Here is a 20,158-nt window from a genome sequence, read left to right as displayed (position 1 = left end):
CACGTTCACAGCGTACGTCTCCGTCCGGCCCCACGGGCGGCAGGCGAAACAACCCGGCAACAGGCCGCGACTAGGCTCGTGGCATGGGTGATCTGTTCGACGGCTACGGCTCCACGCTGGCGCCGCGCAAGACGGCCTCCGGGGTCCCCGCGTACGACGAGATGTTCGGCAGCCCGGCGCATCCGGGCGCGCTCGCGGAGTCGCGCGAGGCGTACAAGGAGCTCTATCAGGCGCTCGCGCAGATGACCCAGGAGGAGCTGCGCGGCCGCACCGATTCGCTGGCGAGCTCGTATCTCGCGCAGGGCGTGACCTTCGACTTCGCCGGCGAGGAGCGCCCCTTCCCGCTCGACGCGGTGCCGCGCGTCATCACGTACGACGAGTGGTCCCGGGTCGAGGCGGGCGTCAAGCAGCGCGTGCTCGCGCTCGAGGCGTTCCTCAACGACGCGTACGGGCGGCAGCACTGCGTACGCGACGAGGTGCTTCCGGCGGGCCTCATCGCGTCGTCGCAGTACTTCTACCGTCAGGCGGCCGGGATCCAGTCGGCCAACGGCGTGCGCATCCAGGTCTCGGGCATCGACCTGATCCGTGACGAGCACGGCGAGATGCGCGTGCTCGAAGACAACGTGCGTGTGCCGTCGGGGGTCAGCTACGTGATCTCCAACCGCCGTGTCATGGCCCAGACGCTCCCGGAGCTGTTCGTCTCGATGCGCGTGCGGCCCGTCGGCGACTACCCCAACAAGCTCCTCGCGGCGCTGCGGGCCTCCGCCCCGGCTGGAATCGACGACCCCAACGTCGTCGTCCTGACGCCTGGCGTGTACAACTCCGCGTACTTCGAGCACACCCTGCTCGCCCGCCTCATGGGCGTGGAACTCGTCGAGGGGCGCGACCTTCTGTGCGTCGGCGGCAAGGTGTTCATGCGAACGACCCGCGGACCCAAGCGCGTCGACGTCATCTACCGCCGCGTCGACGACGACTTCCTCGATCCGCTGCAGTTCCGCGCCGACTCGATGCTGGGAGCTCCCGGTCTCATGCTGGCGGCGCGCCTGGGCAACGTCACCATCGCGAACGCGGTCGGCAACGGGGTCGCCGACGACAAGCTCCTCTACACCTACGTGCCCGAACTCATCCGGTACTACCTCGCCGAGGAGCCGATCCTCAAGAACGTCGACACCTGGCGGCTGGAAGACCCGGGCGCGCTCGAAGAGGTGCTCGATCGCCTCGACGAGCTCGTCGTGAAGCCGGTGGACGGCTCCGGCGGCAAGGGACTGGTGGTGGGGCCGGATGCCTCGCCCGCCGAGCTCGAGAAGCTGCGCCAGCGTCTGCTGGCCGACCCCCGCGGGTGGATCGCGCAGCCCGTCGTCATGCTGTCGACGATCCCGACGCTGGTCGAGGACGGGATGCGCCCGCGTCACGCCGATCTGCGTCCGTTCGCGGTGAACGACGGCGAGGACGTCTGGGTGCTGCCGGGCGGTCTCACGCGGGTCGCGCTGCCCGAGGGCCAGCTCGTCGTGAACTCGAGCCAGGGCGGCGGCTCGAAGGACACCTGGGTCATCGGCGGCTCGGCTCCGTCGCACGTGGAGTACGGCCAGGGCAACGGGGTGTCAGGGCTGGTCGCAGACCAGGCGGCGACCGTGACCGCAGCGATCCCGATCATCTACGACGGTCAGCCCGAGCCGGCCCACTCTCCGCGCGATCCTGCCGGCTCAGGGCGCCGCGACCAGCACGAGCAGCAGCAGCAGGAGCAGGCTCCCGGCCAGCCGCACAGCTCGCAGGCTGAACAGCAGCAGCAGGCGCGAGCCCAGACTGGACCCACGCGCCCGGAAGCATCCGGTCTCGCCCCCGCTCCCGCACCCTTGTCCCCAACTTTCCGCCCCGTGTCCCGAAGTTCGTCGCCTGCGCGACGCCCAGGCGACGAACTTCGGGACACGCTCGACGGCGGTGGCTCATGCTGAGCCGCATCGCGGAGTCGCTCTTCTGGATCGGGCGGTACATCGAGCGCAGCGACGGCACGGCCCGCATCCTCGACGTCCACCTGCAGCTGCTGCTGGAGGACCCCTGGATCGACGAGGACACCGCGTGCCGGTCGCTGCTCAGCGTGATGGGCTCGCTTCCGCCCGAGGGCGTCGAGCACGTGCGTCGCTCCGACGTGCTGGCGCGCCTGGCGGTGGATCGCATGAACCCGTCGAGCATCGCCTACGCCCTGACCGCGGCCCGCGAGAACGCCCGCCGCGCACGCGAGATCGTCTCGACGGAACTCTGGGAGACCCTCAACACCACGAACGCCCGCATGCCTCGCCGGCTGCAGGCCGATCGCGTGCACGAGTTCTTCCAGTGGGTGCGCGAGCGCGCGGCGCTGGCCGTCGGCATCGTCGACTCCTCCACCAGCCGCGACGAGGCGTGGCAGTTCTTCACCCTCGGCCGCAGTATCGAGCGCACCGACATGACGGCGCGCCTGCTCGCGACGCGGTCGCTGACCGAGGCATCCGGACCGTCCTGGACGACCATCCTGCGATCGTGCGGCGCCTACGAGGCCTATCTGCGCACCTACCGCGGGATGCCGAGCGCCAAGAACGCGGCCGAGTTCCTGCTGCTCGACCGGCTGTTCCCGCGGTCGATCATCTACTCGATCCAGCGCGCGGAGGACTGCATGAGCGCCATCGACCCCCGCGCCGACCGCGTCGGGCACTCGAATACCGTGCTGCGTGCGCTCGGCCAGATCCGCAACGACCTCGAGTACCGGCCGATCTCCGAGATCCTCGGCGAACTGCCCGCGCATATGGACCGCGTGCAGAAGGTGACGCGCGAGGCGTCGGAGGCGATCCGCGGGAGGTTCTTCCCGACGCAGGCCGAACCGAGCTGGATCGGAGAGATCTCATGAAGCGCCTGCGCATCGAGCACCAGACGGGCTTCAGCTACCAGGGCGACGTCTCGGCCTCCTACAACGAGGCCCGCATGCTACCGGGATCGACCGACAGTCAGTTCGTGCTCAACTCGTCGCTCGACATCGAGCCGTCGACGTCGGTGAACCAGTACGTCGACTACTTCGGCACGCGCGTCGCCGCCTTCGACGTGCTGTCGCCTCACACGTCGCTCACGATCACGGCCCGCTCGCTGGTGGAGGTGCGCCCGCGCCCGCTCGAGCACGTGGACCTCTCGTGGCACGCGCTCGCGCGTGAGGCCAGCCGCTCGATCGAGACGGTCGAGCAGATGACGCAGACCGGACGCACGCGCCCGCACCCCGAGGTCGCCGAGCTCGCACGATCGATCGCCGCACAGCACGACCACCCCGGCCGTGCGGCCCACGCCATCGCAACCGGGATCGGCGACGCCGTCGAGTACATGCACGGGATCACGGGAGTGCACTCGACCGCGCAGGACGCCTGGGAAGCCCGCAAGGGCGTCTGCCAGGACATCGCGCACATCACCCTCGGGGCACTGCGCGAAGTGGGCATTCCGGCGCGGTACGTCTCGGGCTACCTGCACCCGCGTCCGTCCGCCGAAGTCGGCGTCGCCGTCACCGGCGAGTCCCACGCGTGGATCGAGTGGTTCGCCGGCGAGTGGCAGGGCTTCGACCCCACCAACAACATCGAGATCGGCGACCGCCACGTGCTCGTGGGGCGCGGCCGGGACTACGGTGACGTGCCGCCCCTGCGCGGGGTCTACGCCGGTCCCTTCAAGTCGCACCTGCACGTGAAGGTGACGATCACGCGCGAGGCGTAGCTCAGGCGCGTTTCGTCTCGTCGCTCCGCTCCTCGCTCAACGACCGGGGGAGCAAGACACGCGGGTCAGGCCGGCGGCGAGTCGGGGTCGAGCGTCTTGAGCATCTCCTCCTCGGCCGGATTGTCGGCCTCCAGCTGTGCCTCGGTGGTCTCGTCGCCGCCCAGGGGGGCGTCCGTCTCGTGGGGCTGGTCTTCGGCGTGGCGTTCGTCCATGCCCTCACGCTAGGTGCGGCGGCGGCGCGCGGCATCGGGGTTGACGCGCGCGAATCAGGAGGGAACGCGCCAGCGCCAGCGCCAGGCGCGATGCGGGGCGCTGCGCGAGCGCGGAGAGCCTCCGGGCGCAGACCCAGCTTCGGCATCCCTCCCGGTCGCGATCGGCGTCCGGTGTACAGTCGCCCCGTGATGCGGAACTGGGCGGGCACATACGAGTACGCGGCACCCGAGATCGTGGCCGTGCGCACCGAGGATGACGTCCGGCGGGCGGTGGCCGGCACGGGACGCGTGCGCGCGCTCGGCACGCGGCACTCTTTCACCGACCTGCCCGACACCACCGGGACCCTCATCGACCTGGCGGGTCTCGAGGGCGGCTTCGACCTCGGTGACGGGGTCGTTCGGGTGGCGGCGGGAACGCGGTACGGGGTGCTCGCGTCGTGGCTGGAGGAGCGTGGGCTCGCCCTTCACAACCTCGGCTCGCTGCCGCACATCTCCGTCGCCGGGGCCACCGCCACCGGCACCCACGGCTCGGGTGACGCCAACGGGGTCCTCACGACGGCGGTGCGAGGCATCCGGTATCTCGACGCCTCGGGAGCCGTGCGCGAGATCCGGCACGGCGATGGCGAGTTCCCGGCGCTCGCGGTGGGGCTCGGCGCTTACGGCGTCGTGCTGTCGCTCGACCTCGCGGTGGAGCCCACGTACCGGGTGCGGCAGGACGTCTACCGGGGGGTGTCGTGGGAGGCGGCGCTGTCGTCCCTGAGCTCGGTCACGGGCGCCGGCTACTCGGTGTCGGTCTTCACGCGCTGGGAACCCGAATCCCTGGCGTTCGTGTGGGTGAAGACGCGTCTCGACCACGACGCCGATGCCGTTGCGGACCACCTGCTCGACGGTGTGCGCGACCCGGACGCCGAACCCCTCGCCGGCGTTGCCGACATCACGGAACTGCGCGGCGTGCCAGGACCGTGGATGCTCCGGCTGCCGCACTTCCGCCTCGACGGCACGCCGTCGTTCGGCGACGAGATCCAGAGCGAGTACTTCGTCCCACGCGAGCACGCGCCCGACGCGCTCCGTGCCATGCTCGCGCTCGGCGACCTGGTGCGGCCTCTCCTCTTCGTGAGCGAGCTGCGCACCGCGGCTGCCGACGACCTGTGGCTGAGTCCGGCCTATGCCCGCGACCTCCTCGCGATCCACTTCACGTGGCGCAACGACCCCGAGGGCGTCGCGCGCGTGCTGCCGCACGTCGAGGGAGCACTCGCCGCGTTCGGAGCACGGCCGCACTGGGGGAAGCTGCACGGCTTCGGTCGTGACGATCTGGAACGCGTGCACCCGCGCCTCGCGGACACGCGGGCGGTCTTCGAGAGCCTCGATCCCGAAGGGCGGTTCACGAACGCCCATCTCGAGCGCGTCGGCATTCGCGAAGCCCGCTGAGCCGAGGCATCCGCCGCTGCCCTTCGCTCAGCTCGCGCGGCGCTCGCGAACCTCCTCGGGGATCCGTACGGGAGTCGTCGACGCGACTTCGTCGCTGAACTCCTCAGGCAGCGGCTGCACGACCGAGAGGGGCCGCGTCTCGTCGATCGTCAGGCGGAACCGGTTCTGCTCGCTGCGGTGCAGCCGGCCCGACACGATCAGCCACGTCGCGCCGACGGCGAAGGCGACGAGCGCGGCGCCGGCTCCGAGGAGGATGGCGACGCGGGGACCGAACTCGGCCGCCACCCAGCCCACGATCGGAGCGCCGATCGGCGTGCCGCCCATGAGGATCGCCATGTACAGCGCGAGCACCCGGCCGCGAAGGGCGGGATCGGTCGTGGTCTGGACGAAGCCGTTGGCGGTCGTCAGCATCGTCACGACGGCGAAGCCGGTGAACATCAGCGTCACCGCGTACAGCCAGTACGTCGGCATCATCGCGGACACCGTCGCAGCCACGGCGAACAGCAGCGTCCCGCCGATCACGACGCGGATGCGGGCGCGGTCGCGCCGTGCGGCCATGAGGGCGCCGGCGAGCGAGCCGACCGCGAGGATCGAGCTGAGCAGTCCGTAGCCGTCGGCCTCCTGCCCGAACTCGAGCGCCATCGTCGAGGCGAAGATCGGGAAGTTCATGCCGAAGGCGCCCACGAGGAACACCATCGAGAACGTCACGATCAGGTCGGGGCGACGTGCGACATAGCGGAAGCCGTCGGCCAGCCGGCTCGCACCGGGTGCCTTGACGCGGGGGATCAGCTCGTCGGTGCGGATGAGCAGCAGCGCGACGATCATGCCGAGGAACGTCACGCCGTTGACAAGGAACACCCAGCCGGTGCCCACGGCGACGATCAGGACTCCCGCCACCGCCGGGCCGATCATGCGCGCGCCGTTGAACGACGCGGCGTTGAGGGCGACGGCGTTCGACGCGATCTCGCGCGCCACGAGATCGGACACGAAGGCCTGGCGCGCCGGATTGTCGAAGGCGGCGATGACGCCGAGCGCGAGCGCGAACGAGTACATGATCGGCAGCGTCATCACGCCGAGGAGCAGCAGCACGCCGATCGCGACCCCGAGAAGCAGCAGCAGACCCTGTGTCACCACGAGCAGACGCCGGCGCTCGAACCGGTCGGCGACCCATCCGGTGACGCCCACGAGCAGGAGCGGGGGAGCGAACTGCAGCGCCATCGTCACACCCATCGCTGCGGCGTCGTTCTCGGTCAGCTCGGTGAGGACGACCCAGCTGAGGGCCGTCGCCTGCATCCAGGCGCCGATGTTCGACACCAGCGCGCCGATGAACCAGACCCGGTAGTTGAAGATCGAGAACGAGCGGAACATCGGCTTCGACTCACGGGCCGAGGACCGGCGGCTCATCGGGCGGCCATCCGCTCCATGATGGCGGCGGCCCGTGCGAGCGTCTCGCGCTCCTCGACGGTGAGTTCGGCGAGCGCGGATTCGACCCACGCGTCGCGACGGCGCGCCGTCTCGTCGACGACGCCCCGACCCTCGTCGGTCAGCGAGATGACGACCTTGCGCCCGTCGGACTGGTCGGCGGAGCGAGTGATGTAGCCCGCCTCCTGAAGGCCGTTGACGGTGCGGTTCATGGAGGGAGCCGACACCCGTTCGCGGTCGGCGAGCTCTCCGAGGGTGTGAGGGCCGTGCACCCAGAGCGCTGCGAGCACGGCGAAGTGTCCGTCGCTCATGGAGTCGACCGCGCGCTGGGTGCGCATACGGCGCGCCAGCCGGAAGGTGGCGATGCGCAGCTGGGAGGCCGCGGCCGAATGGTCGTCGGGGAAGTCGGTGGCTGTCGTCGTCGGTTTCGTATCAGTGCTCATGCGTTTACTTAGCATAGCTCATTAGTTTGGCTAAAGGACTAGCGGATGCCCCGGCATCCGCTCGCGCGCACCCTAGACTTCTCCGCATGCCCGAGTTCATCGATGCGCACGGCATCGCGATCGTCTACGACGTCCACCCCGCGAAGGCCGAGCCTCGGGGCGTGGTCCAGCTGCTGCACGGCGTCGGTGAGCATGCAGGCCGTTACGGCGCGCTCATCGGCGCCCTCACCGCAGCAGGCTTCATCGTCTACGCCGACGACCGCCGCGGGCACGGACGCACCGGGATGGGGCACCACGGCGGCGACGCCACCAAGCTCGGGCGCCTGGGCCCCGGCGGGTACCGGGCCGCTCTCGCCGGCTGCCGCCAGCTCACCGACCTCATCCGGGAGGAGAACCCGGGTCTCCCGCTCATCATCCTGGGGCACTCGTGGGGGTCGTTCATCACCCAGCGGCTCGTCAACGATCGCCCCGAGGCGTACGACGGCGTCGTGCTCAGCGGGAGCGCCCTGCTGTGGCCGGGATCGCTCAACCCGGGTGACCTGAACGCGCCGTGGAACGGCCCGGACGCCATGGGCATGGAGTGGCTCGCTTCCGACCCCGCGGTCGGGCGCGCGTTCCTCGACGACCCGCTGACCACGAACGTCCCGCTCGCGAAGCTCTTCGGCCCCGCCGACACCCTGAGGCTCCTCGGCAAGCCGCGCAAGAACCTCGGCGTCGACATCCCCGTCCTCCTGATGGTCGGGCGCGACGACACCGTCGGCGGCCCCCGAAGCGTGCATCGGCTCGCCGACGCCTACCGCCGTCGCTCCGGTCTGACCGATGTGACGACGCTCGTGTATCCGGGCGCACGGCACGAGATCTTCAACGACGTCTCGCAGGCCGAGGTCCGCGCCGACCTCCTCGCGTGGCTCGACAAGCGATTCCCGTCGCGCGAGTGATCGCGCCGCGACCAACACCGCCAGCCGCCTGACGCCGCGCGCTGACGACGGTCACGCCGCCGGGGCCGCGTCGTGCGCTGGCCAATAGGCTGGAGCGCATGCACGGCGAATACAAGGTGCCCGGAGGCAAGCTGGTCGTCGTCGACCTCGAAGAGCGCGACGGCCGCATCGCCGACTTCCACCTCGCCGGGGACTTCTTCCTCGAGCCGGACTCCGCCCTCGACGACATCGACGCCGCCGTGAACGGCCTCCCGATCGTGTCCGACGTCACCGCGATCGCGGCAGCCGTCCGCTCCGCCCTCCCCGAGGGAGCCCAGCTGCTGGGGTTCACGCCCGAAGCCGTCGGCACCGCCGTGCGCCGCGCCCTCGTGACCGCGCCGGGATGGCGCGACTTCGACTGGGAGATCGTCCACGAGAAGCCCGTGTCGCCGCGCATGAACCTGGCCCTCGACGAGGTGCTCACGGGTCGTGTGGGCGACGGTCGACGCCGGCCCACGCTTCGGCTGTGGGAATGGGATGAGTCGGCTGTCGTGATCGGCTCGTTCCAGTCCCTGCGGAATGAGGTCGATCCCGAAGGTGCTGCGCGCCACGGGTTCGACGTCGTGCGCCGCATCTCGGGCGGCGGGGCGATGCTCATGGCGGCGAACTCGATCGTCACGTACTCGCTGTACGTGCCGGCATCGCTCGTCGCCGGACTCACCTTCGCCGACTCGTACGCGTTCCTCGACGACTGGGTGCTGCAGGCCCTGCGCTCCCTCGGTATCGAAGCGGTCTACCAGCCGCTCAACGACATCGCGTCTCCGCAGGGCAAGATCGGCGGCGCGGCCCAGAAGCGTCTCGCGAACGGCGGCGTGCTGCACCACGCCACGCTGAGCTACGACATGGACGGCCAGGTCATGACCGAGGTGCTGCGCATCGGCCGCGAGAAGCTCAGCGACAAGGGCACCGTCTCGGCCGCCAAGCGGGTCGATCCGCTCCGGCGGCAGACAGGTCTGCCGCGCGAGGCGATCATCGAGCGGTTCAAGGAGACGTTCGGCACGTTGTACGGAGCTGTCCCGGGGCATATCACCGAAGAGGAATACGCCGAGGCCGAGGCGCTGGTCGAGTCGAAGTTCGCCACCGACGCGTGGCTGCGCCGCGTGCCGTGATGGTGTCCGGTGAGTGAGAAGGCGGGGCCGGCGTCCGCCGCGAGCGGCCGCAGCGTCGGCGGCGGGGGGGCCGAGGCATCCGGATCCGTCGACATCCACCACGGCGACAACCTCGACGTGATCCGAGGCTTCGCGGACGGGTCGTTCACCCTCGTCTACCTCGACCCGCCCTTCAACACCGGGCGCACGCAGGAACGGGCGCTCGAGACCGCCCGCCCGCCGCGCGAGGAGCGGCCCGGTGACGTCGTCGTGCGCCGCGGCTTCCACGGCCGCGAGTACGAGCGGCTGAAGGGCGACCTGCGAGCCTACGGCGACCGGTTCGACGACTACTGGGGCTTCCTCGAGCCGCGACTGCTCGAGGCGTGGCGGCTCCTCGCCGACGACGGCACGCTGTACCTGCACCTGGACTACCGCGAGGCCCATTACGCCAAAGTGCTCCTCGACGCGCTCGTCGGGCGCGAACGGTTCCTCAACGAGCTCATCTGGGCTTACGACTACGGGGCGAAGACGCGGCGCCGATGGCCGACGAAGCACGACACGATCCTCGTGTACGTCAAGGATCCGGAACGGTACTGGTTCGACTCCGAGGCCGTCGACCGTGAACCCTACATGGCACCCGGACTCGTCACCCCCGAGAAGGCCGCCCGCGGCAAGCTTCCGACTGATGTCTGGTGGCACACGATCGTGCCCACCACCGGACGCGAGAAGACGGGGTACCCCACGCAGAAGCCGGAGGGCATCCTGCGGCGCATCGTGCAGGCATCCTCCCGCCCGGGCGACCGGGTCCTGGACTTCTTCGCCGGCAGCGGCACGACCGGAGCCGTGGCATCGGCGCTCGGCCGGCACGCCGTGCTCGTCGACGACAACCCCGAGGCGATCGCGGTGATGAGCGAGCGGATGCCTCACGCCACCGTCATCGCGTCCGGCACCGCGCAGGCCTCCTAGGCTGGAGAACATGCGTTTCGGTACCTTCATCCCCCAGGGCTGGCGATTCGATCTCGTGGACATCGACCCGCAGGACCACTGGCGGGTCATGGCGACCCTCGCCCAGCAGGCCGACGACGGACCATGGGAGTCGCTGTGGGTCTACGACCACTTCCACACGACGCCGGTGCATTCGGGCGAGGCGACGCACGAGGCGTGGACGCTCATGGGCGCGTTCGCCGCCTCGACCTCGCGCATCCGCCTGGGTCAGATGTGCACCTGCATGGGCTACCGCAACCCCGCGTACCTCGCCAAGGTCGCCGCGACCGTCGACATCGTGTCGGGCGGACGCGTCGAGATGGGCATCGGCGGCGGCTGGTACGAGCACGAGTGGCGCGCGTACGGCTACGGCTTCCCCGAGGTCCGCGACCGCCTGGCGATGCTGCGCGAAGGCGTCGAGATCATGCACCAGGCCTGGACCACCGGCACCGCCACCCTCGGCGGCAAGCACTACCAGGTCGACGGGGCGATCGTCCGCCCGCTGCCGCTGCAGGACGGCGGCATCCCGATGTGGGTTGCGGGCGGCGGCGAGAAGGTCACGCTCAAGATCGCGGCGAAGTACGCCGCGTACACCAACTTCAACGGGTCGCTCGAGGAGTGGGACCGCAAGAGCGAGATCCTGCGCGGCCACTGCGACGCCCTCGGGCGGGACTTCGGCTCGATCACCCGCTCGGCGAACTTCAACACCATCGTCGGCGAGACCGAGGCCGAGGCATCCGATCGCCTCGCCGCCGTGAAGGCGCGACTGCTGCCCCACGTGGGCCAGGAGCGGGCCGACCGCATCGAGCACGAGTACCGCAACTCGCCCGCCTTCGGCACGGCAGAGCAGGTCGCCGAGCGCCTCGCCGAACGTGAGCGGCACGGGCTCGGATACGCGATCCACTACTTCCCCGAGGCGGCGTACGACCGCTCGGGCGTGCAGCTCTTCGAGCGCGACGTCATCTCCGCGCTGGCCTGAGCCGCGCCCTCGGCCGGGCCGGGCCGGGCGGCGGCCGGGGCTGGGCCGGTGGAACGGCCGGGCGGCGGCCGGGGCGGGGCAGGGGCTGGGCCGGGCGGCGGCCGGGGCGGGGCCGGTGGAGAAGCGTGCCAGATTCAGGAGACACGCCGCCGACTCCTGTCGCCCCGAGGGGCCATGCCGTGGGTTGCCTGAATCTGTTCCGCTCCTCCACAGTCGGAGGGAGATCGCGGTCGTCCCTCCCTTCGCGCAGCCGGCCGCCAGAGGGTCCTCTGACCGACGACGCTGGGCGGGGTGACCGGATCCATTCGCGCTGAGCGCATCAAGACTCCCACCCCTCACGTCCTGCGGCGGTCCGATCTCTTCGGCGATGGACTGACGAAGCGCGACATCGCAGCAGCCGTGAGAGGCGGTGACCTGATCCGCGCCCGTGAAGGCACCTATCTCGCGCGGGATGCACCCCCCGACGTCGTCGACGCGTGTCGGGTGGGCGGACGACTTGCGTGCGTCTCGGAGCTTGCGCGCCATGGGATCTTCGTCATGGATCGGGCCGCGTTGCATATCCACCTCCCGCGGGCCGCGTCGCGCCTTCGGAGGCTGGTCAGGCCCGTGCGAACGCACTGGGGCGAGCTTCGACGCTTCGTACCCGCTCGGGCGGCGTCCGTCTCGGTCTTCGATGCGCTTCTCCAGGCCATTCGATGCCAAGGCCCTCGGGCAGCGGTCGCGACTCTCGACTCAGCGCTTCATCTCGGGGTGCTCCTGCCGGAGGAACTCGATGAGCTGTTCGCCGCGCTGCCGAACCGTTACCGGGCTCTGCGCCCGTTGCTGGACCCGAGAGCAGAGTCAGGTACAGAGACGCTGGTGCGCCTCATCCTGCGAGCTCTCGGACTGCGCTTCGAGGTGCAGGTCCACATCCGCGGGGTGGGTCGCGTGGACTTCGTGGTTCAGGGCTGGCTCATCATCGAATGCGACAGCCGGGCTCACCACAGCGATCGGGAGGCGCAGCGTCGGGACCGGCGGCGCGACCTCGCCGCGGCCGGGGCCGGATACGTCACTCTTCGGTTGCTTGCAGAGGACATTCTGTGGAATCCCGAGGGCGTGCGGGCCGCCATCACCGGCCTGACGGGCCAGTTTCAGGCGACACGCCGCCGTGAGGGTGAGCGGTGGCAGCGGAGTCGGCGTGTCTCCTGAATCTGGCCCGGTCGGGCGCGCGGAGGGCGCGGGGTCTCGCGGGCGCCGGGGGAGTCGCGGGGTCGCCGGGGGTCGCGGGGCCGCGGGGGCGCCGGGGGGGTCGCGGGGTCGCCGGGGGTCGTGAGGGCGCCGGGGGGTCGCGGGGGCGCCGGGGGGTCGCGGGGGCGCCGGGGGGTCGCGGGGGCGGGTGTCGGCAGCGGCTCGGGCGCCGGGGGGCAGGCCGGCCCGGCTCAGAGGAGGGCGCGGACCTCGCGATAGCCGTCGGGCTCGACGTCGGGGCGGGATGCCTCGCCCCCGAACACCCGCGTCGTGCCGGCGCGGCTCGACCAGGCCCGCCAGCCCGGGTCACCGCGCCGGATGAATCCGACCGCGGCGCCGTGCAGCGCGTCGGCGAGGCGGCGAGGCGGATCCGCGCCCGCGATCGAGGTCACGCCATCGGCATCCAGGCAGTCGAACCAGAAGGGCACGTCGAGGCAATGCAGCGCCCACCGTCGCGTGGGCGACGGCCACGCGAACCGGTACACCCACGTCGGGGCGTCCGCGCGCGCTTCGGCCACGCGCACGACCGTCGAGCGGAAGACGACGTCGGTGACATAGCGGCCCAGGACGGCGGCCGTCCCCTTGCGGCGCTGCGCCGCGTTGGCGGCCAGGTAGGCGCGACGGCGGTCCTTGCGAAGCTGCAGGCGACTCAGAGCGAGCGCGGGCGGGACGATCCGCAACCGTCCGCGAGCGGCGTCGATGACCGTCGTGAACTCGTCGTCGGTCGCTCCCAGAACGAGCGGCTTGTCCGCCCCGACTCCGGCGGCGATCGACGCGATCGTCGGTCGTGTGATCAGGTCGCCGTCGACGGCCGGTCCCCACGAGAGGCCCTCCTGGAGCAGGACGAGCGCGCCGGCGAGCGGGTCTCGTGCGTCGGGCGAGGCCGCCTTCTCCTGCAGGGAGTGAAGCGTCGACTCCGGCACGGTCGCGAATCCGTCGCGTGAGGGGGCGACGCCCGCGAGATGGGCGAGCTTGGCCGACTGGGTGCGGGAGCGCTCGGGGGCGACATCGGCGAGCGCCGCCGAGAGGGCCCACGCGGAGTGGAACAGGTGCTGGGCGGCGGGCATCCCGAGCAGGGTGAGCACGGCGCCGCCGCCCGCGGACTGTCCGGCGACCGTCACACGCGACGGATCTCCGCCGAACGCCGCGACGTTGTCCCGCACCCACTCGAGTGCGGCGAGCCAATCCCGCACGCCGCGGTTCGAAGCCGCGCCGGGGATGTGCCCGAACCCGTCGAACCCGAGCCGGTACGAGACCGTCACGGTCACGACGCCGTCGCGGTTGAAGGCCCGCCCGTCGTACCAGGGGCTCGCGGGGGAGCCGCCGATGTACCCGCCGCCGTGGATCCACACGAGGACGGGCAGCGCGGCCGAGGCATCCCCCGGAACGGGCGTGAAGACGTTCACGTTGAGCGTCGCCTCGCCCGGGATCGATGGTTCGGGGATCAGCGTCTCACCGGGATCTCCCCGTTGCGCCGTGGCCCCGTACTCGGTCGCATCGCGCACGCCCTGCCACGGCTCGGGCGGCACCGGCGCCGCGAAGCGGAGGTCGCCGACGGGCGCTTGCGCGAACGGGATGCCGAGGAACGCCGCCGAAGCCCCCCGCTCGCCGGGCGCACCGCGCCACAGCCCGCGCACCGACCCGGCCGCGATCGACACGACGGGAGGATCAGGATGCCGCACGATATGTCTCCGCCATGGAGCCAGTAAACCGAAACCACGCGATGACGCGAAACTCCATCAGCCTCGTGCGTCGCGTCGCGATCGGATGTCGGGAGAACGGATGCCCCGGCGCGGCGTAGCCGACCGCACGTGGCCGCCCCCCAGAGGCGGCCACGTCGCGAGTCGTGACGGGCCCGCCGCCCCCAGAGCGACAGGTCCGTCGTGCCGTCCCCAACGGCCTTTCGACTTTCCGGTGCGGTGCGGATCGGCTCCCCCGCTGATGCTCACCGTTCCGGCGTGATTCCATCCTGCCGCGCGAACCGCAAGGCAACCGCAAGATGGACGCAACGCATGCACAAACTCGGATGGATTCCCCCGCTGGGGAGGAGCGGGGGCTCCGTCAGGCGCGCAGGAAGGCCAGCAGCGCCTCGTTCACCTCGGCACCGTGGGTCCACAGCAGCCCGTGCGGCGCGCCGTCGATCTCGACGTACGTCGCGTCGGGAAGAAGCTGCCGGAAGCGTCGGGCGGTCGCATCGATCGGAAGGATGTTGTCGGCGGTTCCGTGGAGGATGAGCGCCGGCACGTCGATCGAGCCGATGTCGCCGCGGAAGTCGGTCGGCCACGTGAGCGGAGCTGCAGACATGCCGGCGTTGCTCGCCGTGTTGGCGACCTGGATGCTCGCATCGACCGCCTCCTGCGAGATGCGCGAGCCGAGGTTGTCGTCGAGGTTGTAGAAGTCCTTGTAGAAGCCGACGACGAAGGCGTACCGGTCCTCTCGCACCGACTGCGCGATGCCGTCGAAGAAGTCCTGCGGTCCGGCGCCCTCGGGGTTGTCGTCGGTCTTGAGCAGGTAGGGCTCCAGGGACCCGAGGAACGCCGCCTTGGCGACGCGCGAGCTGCCGTACCGCGAGAGATAGCGCGCGATCTCGCCGGTGCCCATCGAGAAGCCGACCAGCACGGCGTCCTTGAGATCGAGGTCTTCCATGAGCGCGTGAAGGTCGGCCGCGAACGTGTCGTAGTCGTAACCGGATCCGGCCTTGGACGACGCGCCGAAGCCGCGCCGGTCGTATGCGATGACGCGGTAGCCGGCATCCAGGAGCGCGGCCTGCTGTTTGCCCCAGGACTCGCCGTTCAACGGGAACCCGTGGATCAGCACGACCGGCTGGCCGCTGCCCTGGTCGGTGTAGTAGAGCTCGATGTCGGCCGAGTTCTCGGTCCCGACGGTGATGTACGCCACGATCTCTCCATTCCGGACCGTGGCGAGCGGATGCCCCGGCCCACGTCCGACGGTAGGCCGAGGCATCCGCTCCCGCCAGGTCTTGACGAGCGCCTGCCGGTGAACTCCCGGTTGCCGAAGGGTTCTGCGCTCAGCTGTCGCGCGCGGCTCCCGCCGACGGTGCGACCGAGAAGATCGTCGGCGCCGCGAAGCCGCGGGCCGTGAAGGCCTCGGTCACGGCATCCGCCACCACCGGCACGCCGTCGTGCGCGACGAGGGCGATCGCCGCCCCGCCGAAGCCGCCTCCCGTCATGCGCGCGCCGACGGCGCCGGCGCCCAATGCCGCCTCGACGGCGGTGTCGAGCTCGGGAACCGAGATCTCGAAATCGTCGCGCATGGAGGCGTGCGAGGCGACGAGGAGGCCTCCGATCGCCGCCGGCCCCTGTGTCCGCAGCGCCTCGACGGTGTCGAGCACCCGCTGGTTCTCGGTGACGACGTGGCGCACGCGGCGGAAGGTCACGTCGTCCATCACCTCGTGCGCCCTCTCGAGGTCGGACACGGAGAGATCGCGCAACGCCGGTACGCCCATCAGGTCGGCGCCGCGTTCGCATGCCTCCCGGCGCTCGCCGTAGCCGCCCGTGGCGTGGGAGTGCTTCACGCCGGTGTCGATGACGAGGATCTCGAGCCCGGCGGGAGCGAAGCCCAGATCGATCACCGTGGCCTCGAGCGAACGGCAGTCGAGGAACGTCGCGGCGTCGGGCCTGCCGAGCATCGAGGCCATCTGATCCATGATCCCGGTCGGGGCGCCGACGGCCTCGTTCTCGGCCCGGCGCCCGGCCTTCGCGAGCGCGACACGGTCGAGGTCGAGACCCCAGAGCTCGGCGAGCGCGACCGCGGTGGCGCCCTCGATGGCCGCGGACGACGACAGCCCGGCGCCGACGGGAACATCGGACGCGAAGGCGAGGTCGGCACCCGGGACGCCGTGGGCGTCGCGGCCCGCCGCGGCAAGCAGCGCCCACGCCACGCCGAGGGGATAGCGCGCCCACTCCACGACCTCGTCGCGGCGCTCGGGGAACACGCGGCCTAGCTCGGCGAGGGGCAGCTCCACGACGTCCTCGTCGAAGGTCGAGGCGACCCGGATCCGTCCGTCGCCGCGTGCACCGAGGGCCACGTGGGTGCGGTGCTGGATCGCGAACGGCAGCACGAAGCCGTCGTTGTAGTCGGTGTGCTCGCCGATCAGGTTGGCTCGGCCGGGCGCCGACCACGTGCCGTCGGGCCGGCCGCCGAACCGGTCCGCGAAGAGGCGGGCCGCGGCGGTCGCCGTGTCGTTCGGGGTCACAGGGTCTCCTCGGAGATGGTCTCGATCGCCTCGCGCAGGCGGGCGGCCGCGTGCTCGGGCGGAACGTCGCCGATCCATGCCCCCATGGCCGCCTCCGAACCGGCGAGGAACTTGAGCTTGTCGGCGGCCCGGCGCGGCGAGGTCAGCTGGAGGTGGAGGCGCGCGGTGTCGCGGGCCCGGTGCACCGGCGCCTGATGCCACGCTGCGATGTAGGGCGTCGGGGAGTCGTAGAGCGCATCGATCCCGCGCAGCAGGCGGAGATAGAGCGGCGCCAGTTCGTCGCGCTGGGCGTCGGATGTCTCGGCGAAGTCCGCGACGTGCCGGTGCGGCAGCAGATGCACCTCGAGGGGCCAGCGCGCCGCGAACGGCACGAAAGCCGTCCAGTGCTCCCCGCTGAGGAGCACGCGGTCGGAGGAGCGCTCGAACTCGAGGATGGAGTCGAAGAGGTCGGCTCCCTCGCGCTCGATCGCCGCGAGCAGGCTCGTGGTGCGCGGCGTGATGTAGGGGTATGCGTAGATCTGGCCGTGCGGGTGGGGGAGCGTCACGCCGATCGTCTCGCCCCGGTTCTCGAACGGGAACACCTGCTGGACGCCGGGGAGGCGCGAGAGCGCCGCGGTGCGATCGGCCCAGGCCTCGATCACGGTGCGGGCGCGCGTCGGCGTGAGGGTGCCGAAGGAGCCTTCGTGCTCCGGGCTGAAGCAGACCACTTCGCAGCGCCCGACCGACGTGCGGGTTCGACCCAGGCCGGGGGCATCGAGGTCGGCGAGGTCACGCGGGGCATCCGCTCCCTCCGGTGCGTCACCGTGGGCGACCGCAAGGGCCGGGCCGAACGACGGCGACTTGTTCTCGAAGACCGCCACGTCGTAGAGCGAGGGGATCTCGGACGGATTCGCCGGCGTCTGCGGTGCGAGCGGATCGAGGTGCGCGGGTGGCAGGAACGCGCGGTTCTGCCGTGCGGCGGCGACCGAGATCCAGTCGCCCGTGAGTACGTCGCGTCGCATCGTGGCGGTCTCGGGACGTGCGGCGAGCTCCCGGGCGTCGACGGCCCGCTCCGGACCGAGCGCTGTCCCCGGGTCGTCGAAGTAGATCAGCTCGCGCCCGTCCGCGAGGACGGCCGGCCGCTTGATGACGCCGGCGCCGAGCTCGACCGCGGGCAAGGGGAGCATGTTCACGTCAACACGCTAGCAATCGCGCCATGATAACGTCAACATGGAATCGGCGTCGAGGGAGGGAACGATGGAGCGGCGGGTGTCCATGGCCGACGTCGCGGCGATAGCCGGCGTATCCGGGCAGACGGTCTCCCGGGTCGTCAACGACAGCCCGCGCGTCGATCCTTCGACACGTGCTCGTGTCGAGGCTGCGATGGCCGAGCTCGGCTACCGCCCGCATCGGGCCGCCCGAGCCCTGCGCACCGGGCGCACGCACACGATCGGGCTGCTGGTGTCGACGCTCGCGACGGTGGGCAACTCCCGCATGCTGCAGGCGGTGGCGGATGCCGCGGCCGCCCGCGGATACGCCCTCACCGTCGTCACGCTCGCCGTTCCGGCGGACGTGTCCCGAGCGTTCGAGCGCCTGCGCGAACAGGGCGTGGACGGGGTCGTCGCGCTGAATGAAGCGACGGCCGCGGTCCGAGATGCGGCGATCGCGCCCGGCATGCGCCTCGTCGTCGTCGACTCTCCACCCGATCAGCGATTCGCCACCGTCCAGACCGCTCACGCTGACGGCGCCAGGCTCGCAGTGGAGCACCTGCTCGCGCTCGGTCACGACACCGTCAGCCACGTGGCCGGCCCGGCTGACTCGTACGCTGCTGCCGAGCGGGAGCGCGGCTGGCGCGATGCTCTCTCGGCGGCCGGACGGACGACTCCCGGCGTGCTTCGCGGGGACTGGAGTTCGGTCTCGGGTGCCGCCGTGGGACCCCTTCTGGCCGACTCGGGGGCGACGGCCGTCTTCTGCGCGAACGACCAGATGGCGCTCGGTGTCCTCCGTGCGCTGGCGGACCGCGGGCGGGAGGTGCCGCGCGACGTCAGTGTCGTCGGCTTCGACGACGTCGCCGACTCGGCGCAGTACCGACCGGCGCTGACAACCGTGCGTCAGGACTTCGATGCGCTGGCCGAACGAGCCGTCGCGCGGCTGGTTCGCGCGATCGAGGCGGGCGAGGCCGGCGGGCGGGACCTCGTGCCGACCTCGTTGATCGTCCGCGCGAGCACGGCGCAGCCGCGCTCGTGAACGGACGTCGCGGGCGGGGCGACGTCGAGACCACGCTCACCCTCGCGGTGGCGCCGTGGACCCGCGGACGACCAGCTCCGGGTTGAGTGTCACTCGATGCACGGGCCGAGCCGGGTCGCGGATCCGTTGCAGCAGCAGGTCGACCGCGGCAGAGCCCACCGCCGCGCGCGGGGGACTGATCGCGGTCAGGGGAGGAGTGAACAGCTCTGCGATCTCGTCGTCGTAGGCGATGACCGAAAGGTCGTCCGGCACGGAGAGGCCCCGGTTGAGGGCGACATCGACGAAGGCCATCGCCTCGGGGTCGGAGTGGACGAGGAGGCCGGTGACGCCCTCGTCGAGAACCTTGTCGAGGGCCCGATCGATCGCCGCCGGGAACTCCGGCTGCCGGGAGTGCGGCAGGAGGAGTTCGGTGCGCCGAGCGGGATCGAGTCCGAGCTCGGCCCGCGCCGCCTTCCATCCTTCGGCGATCTTTCCGGCGGTGGGGGAGTTGCGGGTGAGGACGAGGCCGATGTTCCGGTGCCCCCGCTCGGCGAGGTGTCGCGCGGCGAGGACGGCGCCGAGCCCGTGGTCGGTCGTCACCGTCTCGACGGGCGCGCGGCCTGGGACGGGCGTCGGATCGCGTTCGACGAGCACGCTCGGAATCGGCGCAGCTGAGAGCCATTGCGCGACGTCCTGCGCGGCCGGCGTCCGGGGGTTGGGGGCGAGGATCAGCCCCCGAACGTCGTCGGCAGCGACGAGGCGTTCGAGGACCGGCCGCTCGTCCGCGAGTTCGTAGGATGTCCCCCGCGTGATGAGGCGCACGCCTTGCCGGCGAGCCTCCGCTTCCATGCCGCGGACGACGGTGGGCCAGTAGAAGCTCAGCGACGGCACCAGGACGGCGATGCAGCCGCCCGCGGGGGCCCGCTCGCCGAGCGCTCCGGGAGCGCTGGGGCCGCCCGTGGCCCCGGGGCCGCCGCCGGTGCCGGAACCCGAGACTGCGCCGCCGTGAACCCGGACGACAAGCCCTTCTGCCTCGAGATGGGCGAGGTCGCGGCGGAGAGTCACCGGTGTCACGCCGAGCTCGCGCATCAGGTCCGCGATCCGCACGGCCCCATCGCGGGCGAGCGCATCGAGCACATACTGCCGTCGCGCAGGCGCGAGGAGCACGGGGGGCTGGTCGTTCATCGTCGTCCCTGGCGTCGGTGGATGAATCGATCGTAAGTGAAAATCGATCGCAATCGAAGCTTGAAACAACGA

At 71.2% G+C, this 20,158-nt stretch carries 18 protein-coding genes; 10 read left to right on the top strand and 8 right to left on the bottom strand.

Annotated features, from left to right (window positions below; translation table 11 throughout):
• The first annotated feature begins 83 nt into the window (after positions 1-83).
• The 3 genes from HF323_RS14170 to HF323_RS14160 are packed head-to-tail and all read left to right on the top strand — an operon-like array spanning position 84 to position 3,720.
• A complete protein-coding gene (locus tag HF323_RS14170; RefSeq protein WP_223169465.1) occupies positions 84-1,952 on the top strand; it encodes a circularly permuted type 2 ATP-grasp protein in 1,869 nt (622 codons plus the stop codon).
• Complete coding sequence (locus HF323_RS14165) at positions 1,946-2,878, top strand: alpha-E domain-containing protein (RefSeq protein ID WP_169583453.1); 933 nt, start codon at positions 1,946-1,948, stop codon at positions 2,876-2,878. Before HF323_RS14170 ends, HF323_RS14165 begins: the two co-directional genes overlap by 7 nt.
• Positions 2,875-3,720: a transglutaminase family protein gene (locus HF323_RS14160; protein ID WP_169583451.1), complete on the top strand. Its 846-nt coding sequence runs from the start codon at positions 2,875-2,877 to the stop codon at positions 3,718-3,720. The genes HF323_RS14165 and HF323_RS14160 overlap by 4 nt, the downstream gene beginning before the upstream one ends.
• 65 nt (positions 3,721-3,785) lie before the next feature.
• Here HF323_RS14160 and HF323_RS14155 read toward each other — a convergent pair whose 3' ends face one another.
• Complete coding sequence (locus tag HF323_RS14155; protein ID WP_169583449.1) at positions 3,786-3,932, bottom strand: hypothetical protein; 147 nt, start codon at positions 3,930-3,932, stop codon at positions 3,786-3,788.
• A 189-nt stretch (positions 3,933-4,121) separates the two neighbouring features.
• Between HF323_RS14155 and HF323_RS14150 the strand changes: the two genes are divergently transcribed.
• Positions 4,122-5,360 (top strand): D-arabinono-1,4-lactone oxidase, encoded by a 1,239-nt coding sequence (locus HF323_RS14150; RefSeq protein ID WP_169583764.1) that lies wholly within the window; start codon positions 4,122-4,124, stop codon positions 5,358-5,360.
• Positions 5,361-5,387: 27 nt separating this feature from the next.
• Here HF323_RS14150 and HF323_RS14145 read toward each other — a convergent pair whose 3' ends face one another.
• Positions 5,388-6,728: an MFS transporter gene (locus HF323_RS14145; RefSeq protein ID WP_169583763.1), complete on the bottom strand. Its 1,341-nt coding sequence runs from the start codon at positions 6,726-6,728 to the stop codon at positions 5,388-5,390.
• Positions 6,729-6,760: 32 nt separating this feature from the next.
• Positions 6,761-7,225 carry a MarR family transcriptional regulator gene (locus HF323_RS14140; RefSeq protein ID WP_169583447.1) on the bottom strand — a complete coding sequence of 155 codons (465 nt, stop codon included), beginning with the start codon at positions 7,223-7,225 and terminating at the stop codon, positions 6,761-6,763.
• A gap of 86 nt (positions 7,226-7,311) precedes the next feature.
• Here HF323_RS14140 and HF323_RS14135 point away from each other — a divergent pair, with 86 nt between their 5' ends.
• The 5 genes from HF323_RS14135 to HF323_RS15520 all read left to right on the top strand — a co-directional run bounded on the left by HF323_RS14135 (position 7,312) and on the right by HF323_RS15520 (position 12,441).
• A complete protein-coding gene (locus HF323_RS14135; protein WP_169583445.1) occupies positions 7,312-8,163 on the top strand; it encodes an alpha/beta fold hydrolase in 852 nt (283 codons plus the stop codon).
• A gap of 98 nt (positions 8,164-8,261) precedes the next feature.
• The gene (locus HF323_RS14130) at positions 8,262-9,311 is read left to right on the top strand and encodes a biotin/lipoate A/B protein ligase family protein (protein WP_169583443.1); all 1,050 of its coding nucleotides are present in this window, start codon (positions 8,262-8,264) and stop codon (positions 9,309-9,311) included.
• Between the two features lie 93 nt (positions 9,312-9,404).
• Positions 9,405-10,256 (top strand): site-specific DNA-methyltransferase, encoded by an 852-nt coding sequence (locus HF323_RS14125; RefSeq protein ID WP_317451104.1) that lies wholly within the window; start codon positions 9,405-9,407, stop codon positions 10,254-10,256.
• Positions 10,257-10,266: 10 nt separating this feature from the next.
• A complete protein-coding gene (locus HF323_RS14120; RefSeq protein ID WP_169583438.1) occupies positions 10,267-11,253 on the top strand; it encodes an LLM class F420-dependent oxidoreductase in 987 nt (328 codons plus the stop codon).
• 750 nt (positions 11,254-12,003) lie between these two features.
• Positions 12,004-12,441: a DUF559 domain-containing protein gene (locus HF323_RS15520; protein WP_317451088.1), complete on the top strand. Its 438-nt coding sequence runs from the start codon at positions 12,004-12,006 to the stop codon at positions 12,439-12,441.
• 230 nt (positions 12,442-12,671) lie between these two features.
• On the opposite strand, the gene HF323_RS14110 is transcribed toward HF323_RS15520, so the two are convergent.
• The 4 genes from HF323_RS14110 to galT all read right to left on the bottom strand — a co-directional run bounded on the left by HF323_RS14110 (position 12,672) and on the right by galT (position 17,862).
• The gene (locus HF323_RS14110) at positions 12,672-14,138 is read right to left on the bottom strand and encodes a carboxylesterase family protein (RefSeq protein WP_317451087.1); all 1,467 of its coding nucleotides are present in this window, start codon (positions 14,136-14,138) and stop codon (positions 12,672-12,674) included.
• 403 nt (positions 14,139-14,541) lie between these two features.
• Positions 14,542-15,378, bottom strand: coding sequence for an alpha/beta hydrolase (locus HF323_RS14105; RefSeq protein ID WP_169583436.1), 837 nt, complete (start codon positions 15,376-15,378; stop codon positions 14,542-14,544).
• A gap of 130 nt (positions 15,379-15,508) precedes the next feature.
• Positions 15,509-16,696, bottom strand: a complete 1,188-nt coding sequence (galK, locus tag HF323_RS14100; RefSeq protein WP_317451086.1) for a galactokinase — start codon at positions 16,694-16,696, stop codon at positions 15,509-15,511.
• Positions 16,693-17,862, bottom strand: a complete 1,170-nt coding sequence (gene galT / locus HF323_RS14095; protein WP_169583760.1) for a galactose-1-phosphate uridylyltransferase — start codon at positions 17,860-17,862, stop codon at positions 16,693-16,695. Before galT ends, galK begins: the two co-directional genes overlap by 4 nt.
• A gap of 88 nt (positions 17,863-17,950) precedes the next feature.
• Between galT and HF323_RS14090 the strand changes: the two genes are divergently transcribed.
• Positions 17,951-18,922 (top strand): LacI family DNA-binding transcriptional regulator, encoded by a 972-nt coding sequence (locus tag HF323_RS14090; RefSeq protein ID WP_169583759.1) that lies wholly within the window; start codon positions 17,951-17,953, stop codon positions 18,920-18,922.
• A 36-nt stretch (positions 18,923-18,958) separates the two neighbouring features.
• On the opposite strand, the gene HF323_RS14085 is transcribed toward HF323_RS14090, so the two are convergent.
• Entirely contained in the window at positions 18,959-20,086 is a 1,128-nt protein-coding gene (locus tag HF323_RS14085) for a LacI family DNA-binding transcriptional regulator (protein ID WP_169583432.1), read from the bottom strand.
• Positions 20,087-20,158 lie beyond the last annotated feature (72 nt).

It is taken from the genome of Microbacterium sp. MF43 (assembly GCF_012847295.1).
In the GTDB taxonomy this organism is placed as follows: domain Bacteria; phylum Actinomycetota; class Actinomycetes; order Actinomycetales; family Microbacteriaceae; genus Microbacterium.
Note: the sequence above shows the minus strand (reverse complement) of the source record. Positions and strands in the feature narration are given on the sequence as shown.

Excerpts from the sequence above, each read along its gene's own strand:
- HF323_RS14170 (WP_223169465.1), top strand. The coding sequence starts at position 84 with ATGGGTGATCTGTTCGACGGCTACGGCTCCACGCTGGCGCCGCGCAAG.
- HF323_RS14165 (WP_169583453.1), top strand. The coding sequence starts at position 1,946 with ATGCTGAGCCGCATCGCGGAGTCGCTCTTCTGGATCGGGCGGTACATC.
- HF323_RS14160 (WP_169583451.1), top strand. The coding sequence starts at position 2,875 with ATGAAGCGCCTGCGCATCGAGCACCAGACGGGCTTCAGCTACCAGGGC.
- HF323_RS14155 (WP_169583449.1), bottom strand. The coding sequence starts at position 3,932 with ATGGACGAACGCCACGCCGAAGACCAGCCCCACGAGACGGACGCCCCC.
- HF323_RS14150 (WP_169583764.1), top strand. The coding sequence starts at position 4,122 with ATGCGGAACTGGGCGGGCACATACGAGTACGCGGCACCCGAGATCGTG.
- HF323_RS14145 (WP_169583763.1), bottom strand. The coding sequence starts at position 6,728 with ATGTTCCGCTCGTTCTCGATCTTCAACTACCGGGTCTGGTTCATCGGC.
- HF323_RS14140 (WP_169583447.1), bottom strand. The coding sequence starts at position 7,225 with ATGAGCACTGATACGAAACCGACGACGACAGCCACCGACTTCCCCGAC.
- HF323_RS14135 (WP_169583445.1), top strand. The coding sequence starts at position 7,312 with ATGCCCGAGTTCATCGATGCGCACGGCATCGCGATCGTCTACGACGTC.
- HF323_RS14130 (WP_169583443.1), top strand. The coding sequence starts at position 8,262 with ATGCACGGCGAATACAAGGTGCCCGGAGGCAAGCTGGTCGTCGTCGAC.
- HF323_RS14120 (WP_169583438.1), top strand. The coding sequence starts at position 10,267 with ATGCGTTTCGGTACCTTCATCCCCCAGGGCTGGCGATTCGATCTCGTG.
- galT (WP_169583760.1), bottom strand. The coding sequence starts at position 17,862 with ATGCTCCCCTTGCCCGCGGTCGAGCTCGGCGCCGGCGTCATCAAGCGG.
- HF323_RS14090 (WP_169583759.1), top strand. The coding sequence starts at position 17,951 with ATGGCCGACGTCGCGGCGATAGCCGGCGTATCCGGGCAGACGGTCTCC.
- HF323_RS14085 (WP_169583432.1), bottom strand. The coding sequence starts at position 20,086 with ATGAACGACCAGCCCCCCGTGCTCCTCGCGCCTGCGCGACGGCAGTAT.